General features: G+C 58.7%; 8 protein-coding genes. 1 reads left to right on the top strand and 7 read right to left on the bottom strand.

Features of this window, described 5'->3' with window-relative positions:
* Window positions 1–109 precede the first annotated feature (109 nt).
* The 7 genes from AB4136_RS33195 to AB4136_RS33165 all read right to left on the bottom strand — a co-directional run bounded on the left by AB4136_RS33195 (window position 110) and on the right by AB4136_RS33165 (window position 10,582).
* On the bottom strand, window positions 110–556 hold the full coding sequence (locus AB4136_RS33195; RefSeq protein ID WP_441932319.1) for a hypothetical protein: 447 nt from the start codon (window positions 554–556) through the stop codon (window positions 110–112).
* 170 nt (window positions 557–726) lie between these two features.
* Window positions 727–1,659 carry a phosphotransferase gene (locus AB4136_RS33190; protein WP_047627409.1) on the bottom strand — a complete coding sequence of 311 codons (933 nt, stop codon included), beginning with the start codon at window positions 1,657–1,659 and terminating at the stop codon, window positions 727–729.
* 20 nt (window positions 1,660–1,679) lie between these two features.
* The gene (locus tag AB4136_RS33185; protein ID WP_047627411.1) at window positions 1,680–4,097 is read right to left on the bottom strand and encodes a GcvT family protein; all 2,418 of its coding nucleotides are present in this window, start codon (window positions 4,095–4,097) and stop codon (window positions 1,680–1,682) included.
* Between the two features lie 44 nt (window positions 4,098–4,141).
* Complete coding sequence (locus tag AB4136_RS33180) at window positions 4,142–6,130, bottom strand: ABC transporter permease (protein WP_052227456.1); 1,989 nt, start codon at window positions 6,128–6,130, stop codon at window positions 4,142–4,144.
* Window positions 6,130–7,131 (bottom strand): ATP-binding cassette domain-containing protein, encoded by a 1,002-nt coding sequence (locus AB4136_RS33175; RefSeq protein WP_441932316.1) that lies wholly within the window; start codon window positions 7,129–7,131, stop codon window positions 6,130–6,132. Before AB4136_RS33175 ends, AB4136_RS33180 begins: the two co-directional genes overlap by 1 nt.
* 75 nt (window positions 7,132–7,206) lie before the next feature.
* Complete coding sequence (locus tag AB4136_RS33170) at window positions 7,207–8,130, bottom strand: ABC transporter substrate-binding protein (protein ID WP_047628735.1); 924 nt, start codon at window positions 8,128–8,130, stop codon at window positions 7,207–7,209.
* 247 nt (window positions 8,131–8,377) lie between these two features.
* Window positions 8,378–10,582 carry a methyl-accepting chemotaxis protein gene (locus AB4136_RS33165; RefSeq protein ID WP_047627415.1) on the bottom strand — a complete coding sequence of 735 codons (2,205 nt, stop codon included), beginning with the start codon at window positions 10,580–10,582 and terminating at the stop codon, window positions 8,378–8,380.
* Window positions 10,583–10,791: 209 nt separating this feature from the next.
* Here AB4136_RS33165 and AB4136_RS33160 point away from each other — a divergent pair, with 209 nt between their 5' ends.
* Entirely contained in the window at window positions 10,792–10,929 is a 138-nt protein-coding gene (locus tag AB4136_RS33160) for a hypothetical protein (protein ID WP_441932315.1), read from the top strand.
* The last annotated feature ends 110 nt before the right edge of the window (window positions 10,930–11,039 follow it).

The following is an 11,039-nucleotide window of genomic DNA, read 5'->3' as shown; positions in this document are numbered from 1 at the left end:
GACTGGTTCAACCACCGCCGGCTGCTGGAGCCTATCGGCAACATCCCGCCAGCCGAAGCCGAGGAACGCTACTACGCCATGCTGGAAGAACCAGCCATGGCCGCATAACTTAAACCAAACGGCCTCTGGCAAACCCGGCGCGGTTCAGACTTTCGTCCAAACCTAAAATGAGGGTCGCCGTCGACTGCGCTGACAGCGACATCGTATAGGCAATATATTCCGGAGGGGGGTCGGAGGGTTTGAACCGGACGACGGTGCACTGAGGCGACGTTTCCAAAATAAGGATTCCGCTGTCTGGGCGCGAAATGACTCGATCTCCCTCACCCCTGGTGCGAGCGAGATCAAGCAATTCATTCAGGTCGCCCGAGGACACGCCGGGCGTACCCTCCGGGCCGCGATAGAGAACCGTCAGATCGCCGATGAAGGATGAGGTCACAAGCAGGCAGTGACCAACATCTACTCTGCTGGCGATAAGCTCTCGTAAAGATGTGCCGAATCCTTCAGCGCCAAGCGACGCGAAAAGCTTCGCGATCTCATGTATGCCGAATAGGATCATCGACGGCTTTCAATGACACGCGCACGCGTCCCACAACTGATGCCCGCGCGGACGCATTCCCGCCGTCGCGCGTGCGGGCAACGGTCCAAGGTTGGTAGGAAGCAACGCCGGCGAATAAATTAAAGCTCTCGCCCCGATCGCCTTTCGCTGATCGGGGCGCCGTCTGAGCATCAAGCCTGGGCCACCGCCGCGACTGCGGAGCTATAGTTGGCGGTGGCCATCAACGCGGTGCATCGTTGGAAGCGATGCATCGCGTAGGCCCAGAAGTCCTCCGCCGGGTTGTCGTTTGCATGCTGGATGAGGCCCCATAAGGTCCAGACCAAGTCACACAAGGCCTTGTAGATGACTATCCGTCCATACTCCGCGTCGGTTGGGAGACGGCCGAAATAGGCGTTGAGCAGCTCGCCTTCCTTCTCCTCCGAGAGGCTGGCCTCGACTATGAAATCTCCCAGGTCCCACAAGGGATCGTTCATGCCCGAGTATTCCCAGTCGACGATCCACATCCGATCACCGACGTCGAGGAAGTTTTCACTGAGAGGGTCGCAGTGGCAGGGCGCCAGCGGCAGTGGCTTAGCGTTGAGGGCTGAACGTGCCTGCTCGGCCGAGGCCAGGGCCTCGCGATATCCGTCGGGCACAGTGGAATCCTTGGTCGCAAGGTAGGCCATGTACTCGTCAATGAGCGTAAAGACGTCGAATCGATTTTCAAACGTGGCGTCGCTGCTATGCAGGCGTTTGAATGCCTCGCCCGCCCGAAACGCCGAACCCTCGCGACTGGCGAACTCTTCCGGCGACATCGTCACAGCACCCTTTATGAAGGCCGTGACGCTCTCACCGCTTACTTCGTTGAAGAAGAGCACCGGGGCGCTAACCCCTACTCGCGCGGACTCCCTTGCCGCGCGAGCCTCGTAACGTCGATTGATGTAGGCCTCGGTGCCGACCCCCGGTATTCTCACGCATAGTTCGTCCTTGTCGGTCTCGACGTGGTAGACGACATTGGTCATGCCTCCCAAGCGGGTGACCGTCTGTACGCGAAACTTTTCCGGAAGGCCTTCGACGATTTTTTGCACTCGTTCCATGTCCGGTTGTTCCCCTTTCATTTTCATAGAACCTCCTCCCGCGTGGCTTAGGCCTTGAGACGCTCCATCTTTGCATCATAAAGGCAACGAGGGCCTCGCTCTGCATCGTAGCTGTTTCCAAAAGCTTCGATTTCGAAGGACTTAGCGGAGGCATTCTCGAGATCGAGGTAGCCGAAAGCGATAGTCTTCTTCATCGAATGGCCATAGGCCGTACTTGTGGTCCGTCCCACGACTTTGCCATCGAGGATGATCGCCTCGCCTCCATGGAATGGTGCGAAGCCTTCGACGGTGAACGAGCACAGGCGCTTCGTGACACCTTCAGCCTTGATCCTTTCCAGCGCCTGCTTCCCGATGAAATCCGGCTTGTCCAACGCCACGCAGAAGCCCAAACCCGCTTCGTAAGGGTTGTAGTCGGGCGTGATGTCGCCGGACCAGTAGAGATAGCCCTTCTCCATGCGGCAAGAGTCGATGGCGCGATAGCCGGCGTTCTGAATGCCGAACTCCTGGCCCGCCGTCCAAAGCGTGTCGTAGACATGCGCGCCGTATTCGATCGGAATGTAGAGTTCATAGCCGAGCTCGCCGACGTAGCCGACACGGGCCGCGATAGCGCGGGTATAGCCGATTTCGATCGTGCGAACCGCGAAGAATGGCAACGCGTCGTTGGAAACGTCGTCGTCCGTGACCTTCTGAAGCACCTCGCGCGACTTCGGACCGCAGATGTTGAGAACGGCGTAGCTGCCGGTCACGTCGCGGATGGTCACGCCTTCGGGCAGATGCTGGCGCACCCAGGCGCTGTCGCGCACGCCGAACGCCGAGCCGGTCACTAGCAAGAACTTCTCGTCGTCCAGATGCATGAAGGTGACGTCGGATTCGATTCCGCCGTTTTCGTTACAAAGCTGGGTGTAGACGGCTTTGCCCGGCGCCCCGGAAATGTCGGCTGCAGCGATGCGCTGAAGTGCTGCCTGCGCGCCCTTTCCAGTGATTTCGAACTTCGAGAACGACGACTGGTCGATCAGGACGACGCGGTTGCGAATAGCTTCGCACTCGGCTCCAACCGCATCGAACCAGTTCGGCTTTCCTTCGAAGCTCGGCTTGTCAAACTTGTCGTCGGATGGACGGGAGAACCAGTTGGCTCGCTCCCAACCAAAGCGGCTTCCGAAGATTGCACCGGACGCTTCAAGCTGAGCCTTGAACGGCGAGAGGCGCAGATTGCGCACGGCCTGGTTTTCTTCGGCCGGCCAATGGATCTTGTAGTAATTTCCGTAGGCTTCGATTGCACGTTCCTCGAGGTAGCGACCCTGGCTGTGCGGAGCGCCGAAGCGGCGCACGTCGAAGGACCACAGATCCATCCCCGGATCGCCGTCAAGTATCCAATTCGCCATTGCCTCACCGGCGCCACCGGAGGCCGCGATCCCGGCGGTGAAGCCGCATGCGACGAAGAAGTTGTCGAGTTCCGGAGCCAGGCCCATGATCGGCTCGCCGTCGGCCGAGGCCGGAATCGGGCCGTTAATGACGGTCTGGATGCCAACCTCGTTGAGGACAGGAAGACGCTCGGCGCAAGGCAGCGCGAACAGTTCCAATCGATCCATGTTTTCCGGGAAGAGTTCACGTCCAAATTCGAACGGTGGTTTGGAGCGCCAGCATCCCTTCGTGCCGTCCTCCCATCCGCCGATCGCAAAGGCGGCGACATCCGGCTTGAGGTAGAAGTTCTTGTCCGGATCGCGCAGAGTTGGAAGGTTCTTCGGTAGGTCGAGCTTTTTTTCAGTCAGGAAATACTGGTGCTCAACGACGCCGGCGGCGAGCGGAACACCGGCCATGTCGCCGATGCGTTTGGCCCACAGACCGGCGCAGTTGACGATGATGTCGCAGCCGATCGTACCATGGTCGGTCGCGACGCCGACAACGCGGCGTCCTTCCTTGATGAATTCGGTGACCGTGACACCTTCCTGGATCTTGACGCCGTTCTTACGAGCCGTGGCCGCGTAAGCGTGCGTCAACGCGTAGGGGTCGATGTAGCCGTCCGACGGAATGAAGGCGGCGCCGACCACGCCTTCCGGATCGATGTATGGGAAGAGTTCCTGGGCCTCTTTGGCAGAAAGCGAGTGGCATTCGAAATCGAAGCTCTTTGCGAGCGTCATCGAACGGCGAATTTCGCTCCAACGGGCTTCCGAGGAGGCAAGGCGGAGGGAGCCAACCTTCTTCCAGTCGATGGTCAGACCGGACTCTTCCTCAAGACGATCATAGACCGCTACAGAGTTCTGCATCAACTTGGTGAGATTCTTCTTGCCGCGGAGCTGGCCGACGAGACCTGCCGCGTGCCAGGTGCAGCCGTTGGTGATCTGCGATTTCTCAAGAACGATCACGTCCTTCTCACCGCGGCGAGAAAGATTGTACGCAAGCGAGCAACCAATAGCACCGCCGCCGATGATGACGATCCGATAGTGCTGGTCAAAGGTTTTCGACATGATTAGCCTCCAATGAGATGTCGATGGTGTTCAGGCAAGGCGGTTCAGGCCGCGTGCCGTTTGGAAAATTTCAGCCGCCAAGCGACTATGAGCCGCTCCGCGACGATCGCGATGAAAGCGATGGCCAGCCCCGCCACCACGCCACGTCCGGCGTCGGCCTTGGTCAGTGCGATATAGGTCTCTTGACCAAGGTCTCGGGTACCCACCAATGCAGTGATGACGAGCATCGAAAGCGCCATGACAATCGTCTGGCTCAAACCAAGCAGCATTTCCGGCACGGCCAGAGGAATCTTGACTTTGAACAAAGTCTGGGTCGGCGTGCAGCCGCTCATGACCGCCGCTTCGACGAAATGCTCTTTCACATGCCGTATGCCGAAATCCGTATATCGAATGGCCGGCACGATAGCGAAAGCGACGATCGCCACCAGCGCGGAGAAGTCTCCGACTTTGAAGAGCATCACGACGGGTATCAGGTACACGAAGGTCGGCAGCGTCTGGAGCGTGTCACAGACGACGTTCAACACTTGATGAGCTCTCTCGTTTACAGCGGCCAGCACTCCCAGTGGGAAGCCGATAAGCAAAGAGAGGACCGTTCCTATTCCGCAGAGGTAGATTGTCATCATCGCCGGCTGCTGAAGACCAGCCATGAAAATCGCGGACATCAGAACGAACACGAGCGCGGAAAGCGTGGGTCCGGACAGGCGCCATGCGGCAACCCCGGCGAGCAGCGGAAGTGCAAACCATGGGAGCCCGAGCATGAAGATGCGCACAGGAACCATCACGTTGAGGAGTATCGCATTCTTCAACGCGTCGAGTGGTGTAGACAGGTTGAAGGTGAGCCAGCGAGCAAACTCGTTGAGTGGCTGCTTTGCGGTGAACACCCAAGACACAGGGAATGAGGTCGCGCTCGGTAGTGCGACGGCGATGATGTAGCCGACGATTGCCACGGCAGTGACGATGACCCAGCCCCAATTGTTGACCCAAAAGGAGCGTTGATCATCGTGGTGATGTTCACGAGCTCTTGTGACGAACGCCTGGCAAAACCGGTCGAGCAGGATGGCGAGTGCGACGATTGCAAGGCCCGCTTCCATGCCCGTACCGATATCCAGTCGGCGCAGCGAGGTAAGCACGTCGAAGCCCAGGCCGCCGGCCCCAATCATGGACGCGATGATGACCATGTTGAGCGTCATCATCACAACCTGATTTACGCCAACCATGATCGATGGCATCGCCGATGGAACAAGAACCTTGAAGATGAGCTGCCTCTCAGTGCAGCCTGCAATCGACCCAAACTCCGAGATTTCCGGTGGAACGCGCCCCAGCCCCAGAACGGTGTTTCGGATCATCGGTGGCATCGAATAGATTATGGTCGCTGCCAACGCCGACGCCGGACCAAAGCCGAGCAAGATCAGAACCGGAACCAGATATGCGAAGACGGGTACTGTCTGCATCAGGTCGAGCACCGGTGAAATGAGCCGCGCAAACCATTGGACACGGTAAGCGACGATACCGAGCAGGAGCCCGAAAACGACCGAAATGAACGCTGCGACGAGTACCGACGACAAAGTCACCATAGACGACGCCCAGTTTCCGGTGATCAGGATGAATCCCAGGCCAAGCGCCGTGACGAGCGCCAGCGGGCGACCGCGGAGCCGATATGCGACTACAAGGAAAATCGTCGTGACGGCGAACCAGGGTAGAGGCGCGATGTCCGGCGCTCCGTCGCCGGGTGTAAAGCGGAAACCCGTAGCGATAATGCCCTGTACGGCATTGAGTAGGGCGTCGAGCATCGCGGCGATCGCACGTGTCATCACGCGTATCGGCGGCAAACCGGAAATCTGTGGAGCATCCTGCGTAAGCCAGGCCATTGCCGACTGGATCCATCCGGAAAACGGCACGACGTACTCGCGAGGATAGGTTTTTATCGCGGCAGGAAGAAAGAACGAGCCTGCCAACAGCAAGAACGAGATGGTCGCAAGCGGGACCCGTAGGACCCGCCCCTCCGGGGCGGATGAATTAACTGCCATCGTCATCAGACCGCCTCAAGCTCAATTGGCTTGCCAGTAAGGGAGGCGATTACGTCGCCCTTGGTCAGGATCCCTGTCAGCTTACCGTCAACCAGGACGCCGGCGTCCTCACGCCCCCCTAGAACCTTCGCGGCGACATCCGCGACCAGCTCGTTTCCATCGACGCTGACCGATGGTTCGAAATTCGCCCGGAGCGGTCGTGCAAGTGTCCTTGCCCTCAGCACGCTTGATCTGTCGCAATGCCGGGTGAATTCCGTGACGTAAGGGTGCTTGGAGTGGATCACGAGCTGCTCTGGCGTCCCTATCTCCAGAATTTCTCCATTGCGCATGATCGCGATGCGATCTGCCAGTCGGATCGCCTCATCGAAGTCGTGTGTGATGAAGACGACGGTCTTCTTCAACTCGTGCCTGAGGCGGATGAATTCATCTTGCAGTTCACGTCTCAGAAGCGGATCCAGCGCCGAGAACGGCTCATCCATGAAAAGGACTTCAGGTTCAGAGGATAGTGCGCGGGCGATGCCGACGCGCTGCTGCTGGCCTCCCGACAGTTCGGACGGAAAGTGGTTCTCGCGGCCGGCAAGTCCGACGGTCTTTACAAGTTCGCGTGCTTTCGAGGTTCTGGTTTTCATATCGACGCCGCGAACCGAAAGCGGAAACGCCACGTTTTCCAGAACGGTAAGATGCGGCAGTAGAGCGAAGTTCTGAAAGACCATGCCCATCACCTTGCGGCGGATTTCCATGAGCTGTTTCGGGCTCGCACCGGTGACGTCGTTGTCCGCGACGTTAATGCGGCCTTCGCTCGGCTCTATCAGCCGGGTGAGACACCGAACCAGGGTCGATTTCCCCGATCCGGAAAGGCCCATAATGACGAAGCATTCGCCTTTTTTGATCGTAAAGTTCGCGGCTTTGAGGGCTACGACGTGCGCGTCGGTGGGCTCTTCTCCCGGAACGTAGGGCGGCCCGTAGACCTTCCACACGTTCTCACAGGTGATCATCGAACCGGCCATGACAGACTCCCGGTTTAAAATAATTTTAGGATGGATTCGGGGGCGCGTGCGCGTGAACGCGCACGCGCGTCGGGCTTAGTTAAGCCACTGCTTCCACGTGTCTTCGTGGGTCTTCAGCCAATCCGCAGCCACTGTATCGAGGTTCTCGCCATCGACGTCCACGCGCTTGATAAGCTCGCCCATGTCCTCATTGGTGATATGGAACGCTTTCACAGCCTTTGCCGCGCCCGGCCACTTTTTCTCCAGTCCGACCCAGGCAGCCTTCCAAACCGGCCCGCTCGGCTTCGCGCACGCGTAGGACTTGCTGGCATAGCAGTCCGGCGTGTACGGCGGGAACTTGATCCATTCGCCCTTGTACTTGATTGGCACCCAGTGCGGCGAGTAGACCCACAGGACGATCGGTTCCTCCTTGGCATATGCGGCGTCCAACTCGGCGTAAAGCGCCGCATCGGTACCTGCGTGAATCACGTCGAAGTTGATCGGCAGATTGGCGATCCGTTCCTCATCGTATCCACCCCAAGTCACCGGCCCGCCGAGATAGCGGCCCTTGGGCGCGGTTTCCGGGGTCGAAAACTGGTCAGCGCACTTGTCCAAAGCCTTCCAGTCCGGAAGGCCGGGGCACTTGGCAATCATGTATTCCGGAACCCACCACTCTTCCTTGGCAACCATTCCGGTCTCGCCCAGGTTGACCACCTTGCCAGTCGCGACGGCGGCCTCCAGCGCGTCACGAGCCGTGGTGGCCCAGATTTCCATAGCGACGTCCAGGTCTCCCGACTGCATGCCGGTCAACTGAGCGAGGTAGTCGGCTTGAACATACTCAACATTGTAGCCGGCCGCTTTGAGCACGCCGCCCATTATCTTGGTTGAAAGAAGCTGGCCCGACCAGTCGTTAAGCGTGAGCTTGATCGGATCGGGCGATTCCACAGCGTAGGAATGCGTGGCCGTGAGCAATGCAGCTCCAAAACCGACCACCTGAAAGACTCTTCTCCAGTTTGACATATCGAACCCCTTTATTGGTTGGCTACCTAAATCGGCGCTTGTCGCGCTCTTGAGGGGGACTTTGTGGCCGATCTCCACGGATGTCAACGTATTTTGTGGGAACGTTGTGGCAAATTCTGCAAATTTACGAGGTCAACACCTATCAAAGTCGCAGGGTTTCGTGGCTATCTGTGGGAAATTTGCTCCACCGGCGATCCGAAATCGTCGGTGGAGTTCGTGCAACGGAGCGGCGCGCTCGGTCATTGAACTATGCCACGAAACGCAGTGCGGTTGACGTAGGAAGGCGATCAAGTCTGAACTGTGCGAGCAGGTCGTTCAGCGATCTGACCTCAGACATCAGAGAATGAGCCGCAGCGTTCTGTTCTTCCACCATGGCAGCGTTGCGTTGCGTCCCTTGATCGATCGAATTCACTGATGTGCTGATCTCGTGGAGCGATGTCGATTGCTCCCTCGCCGCGAGCACGATCGCTGCGACGTGACGATCTATCTCTTGCACCTGGCTGGCAATGTCTGTCAGCGCAGCGCCGGTTTCACCGACGAAATCGACGCCGGCGCTAACCTGATCGCTCGAGCGGGCGATCAGCGCCTTGATCTCGCGTGCTGCCAAGGCAGAACGTTGTGCGAGTTCCCGGACTTCCTGAGCTACTACGGCGAACCCTTTTCCAGCTTCGCCGGCCCGCGCCGCTTCAACGCCCGCGTTCAATGCAAGGAGATTCGTCTGGAACGCGATATCGTCAATTACGCCGATAATGTTCGATATCTCGCGAGACGACGTTTCGATTTCGCCCATCGCCGAGACGGCTCGCTGAACTATCGCCCCGGATCGCTCGGCGCTAGCGCGTGCGGTTTCGACAAGCATGCCAGCCTCCTCCGCACGTTTTGTCGTGTCACGGACCGAAGAGGTGATTTCCTCGACAGCAGCAGCCGTCTGCTCGACCGAGGCTGCCTGCTGTTCAGTGCGTTTCGCGAGGTCGTCCGCAGCGCTGCTGATTTGCGAAGTGCCCGCGGCGATCGCGTGGGCGTTCTTTCCCACCGAATTTAGCGCGGCCTGGAGCTTCTCCGCAGATGCATTGAAACTCTGCCGCACTTCGTCGAGGCTTCCCGCAAATGGCTCACCAATCCGGCATGTCGTGTCGCCCCCAGCCAGTGCGTGAAGCGCATCACCAAGCAGGGTCACCGCCGAGCGCGTTTGCTTCTCCCGCATTTCCGCTTCCGCGCTCCGCGCCTGCCGCTCTTCATCCTCTCTTGCGAGGTTCTGCTCTGCTTGCCGTTCCAGAGAATCTTTCGCGCGTGCAGCGCTTTCCAAAACGCCGAGCGCTCGAGCCATTTCACCGATTTCGTCTTGCGAAAGGGAATCAGCCAGCTCCCCAACCGTTCGCCCTGCGGCAATGTCGGCGGTCGCGGCGATTACCCGGCTCAAACGCCGATGGAACCGGCCTGCCAGCACCGCTGCGATCGTAACAAGCAGCACGGCCGCGATGGCGATTATGGCAAACGACGTAATGGCCAGGGTCTGAACGCTCGCATAAAGTACGGCGTTTGGCACCACGACGACGGCGTACCAAGTCGTCCCAGGCAGAAGATCGACAGGAACGGCCAGGGCCACGTCAGGACCGCTGCCATCCGCGCCCGGCAGGACGCCAGTCACGCCAGGGTGGGCGATTATTTCGCGCCAACCCTGCGCGTCCAGACCCGCTGCCTCAAGGCTCTTGCCGCGCGCGGCAGGATTGGAGTGACTGATGATCATCCCACTAGCCGAAACAAGCGCGACGTGTCCGCTTCCTAGTGGACGAAGAGTTGAGAGATCGCTCGCAAGCGCGTCCAGCGCCAAATCTACCCCAACCGTACCAAGAAATTGGTCACCCTTGACGAGTGGGACCATAAACGACGTCATCAGGACGTCCGCCCCGTCGATAGAATAGGTATACGGCTCCATAAGGAGCCGCTGCTTGGTGCTTTTGGGCACTAGATACCAGTCGCCCGCGCCAGGCTTGTCGTAATCGACAAGCGGCGTCACGCTCACCTCTCCCTTTGCCCGCACGAAATAGGGGATAAACCGGCCGGTCCCGTCGGAGGTCGTCGTGCCGACAAAGGCTTTATCTCTGCCGTCAAAAGCGCCTGGCTCCCAACAAGTGCTCAAACCGAGTGCGAATTCATTTTCCGCGATCATTCGAGAGAACACTCGGGTCACCAACTCCCGATTCGGCTCAGGACCGTCTTGAATGGCAGCAATCGCCGAACTCGCCTGATTCGCTAGACTTTCCGCTCGCGCAAAGACCGCCTGTACCCTTCCGGCGCTCTCATGGGCGACCGTCGTCATTTCGGAAATAGAGTGCCTTTCAAGCGCCTTGTAGGACAGTCCCAGTAGAACTCCGGCGGTGGCGACCGTTGTTACGACTCCGGCAGCGACGATCCCCACCATATTCCTTGCAGTTGCGGTCCTGACAAACATTGCTTCCTCCAAACAACCCAGGCCCCCGACGGCCCGCGAGCCGCAAACTAGTCAATTTACCTTTACAAAATCACTAACTCCCACTCTTAGCCTCATAAAATGTGCGCAAATACGATTGAAGTCGTCAAAATCATGTGGTGTTGTGTGGCTTCACTTTACACTAAAGCTGGTCAATTCGCTTTAAGCGAAGATCAGTTGGAGGAAATAAGGTGGATCAAATCGGAACCTATGTGATCTACGTCATCATGTTCTGCGCGGTACTGGGGGCGTTGGCAGCAATTCGCAACGACCAGGACGGACTTGGAAAGGTGAACCGCGCCGGGTTTGCCAGAGGCCGTTTGGTTTAAGTTATGCGGCCATGGCTGGTTCTTCCAGCATGGCGTAGTAGCGTTCCTCGGCTTCGGCTGGCGGGATGTTGCCGATAGGCTCCAGCAGCCGGCGGTGGTTGAACCAGTCG

The organism is Mesorhizobium sp. 2RAF21 (genome assembly GCF_052115345.1).
GTDB lineage: Bacteria > Pseudomonadota > Alphaproteobacteria > Rhizobiales > Rhizobiaceae > Mesorhizobium > Mesorhizobium terrae.
The sequence above is the reverse complement of the archived record's forward strand: the minus strand, read 5'-3'. Positions and strand labels throughout refer to the sequence as shown.

What these genes read in the sequence shown, in the direction of transcription:
- AB4136_RS33195 (WP_441932319.1), bottom strand. Translation starts at nt 556, where the DNA reads ATGATCCTATTCGGCATACATGAGATCGCGAAGCTTTTCGCGTCGCTT.
- AB4136_RS33190 (WP_047627409.1), bottom strand. Translation starts at nt 1,659, where the DNA reads ATGAAAATGAAAGGGGAACAACCGGACATGGAACGAGTGCAAAAAATC.
- AB4136_RS33185 (WP_047627411.1), bottom strand. Translation starts at nt 4,097, where the DNA reads ATGTCGAAAACCTTTGACCAGCACTATCGGATCGTCATCATCGGCGGC.
- AB4136_RS33180 (WP_052227456.1), bottom strand. Translation starts at nt 6,130, where the DNA reads ATGACGATGGCAGTTAATTCATCCGCCCCGGAGGGGCGGGTCCTACGG.
- AB4136_RS33175 (WP_441932316.1), bottom strand. Translation starts at nt 7,131, where the DNA reads ATGGCCGGTTCGATGATCACCTGTGAGAACGTGTGGAAGGTCTACGGG.
- AB4136_RS33170 (WP_047628735.1), bottom strand. Translation starts at nt 8,130, where the DNA reads ATGTCAAACTGGAGAAGAGTCTTTCAGGTGGTCGGTTTTGGAGCTGCA.
- AB4136_RS33165 (WP_047627415.1), bottom strand. Translation starts at nt 10,582, where the DNA reads ATGTTTGTCAGGACCGCAACTGCAAGGAATATGGTGGGGATCGTCGCT.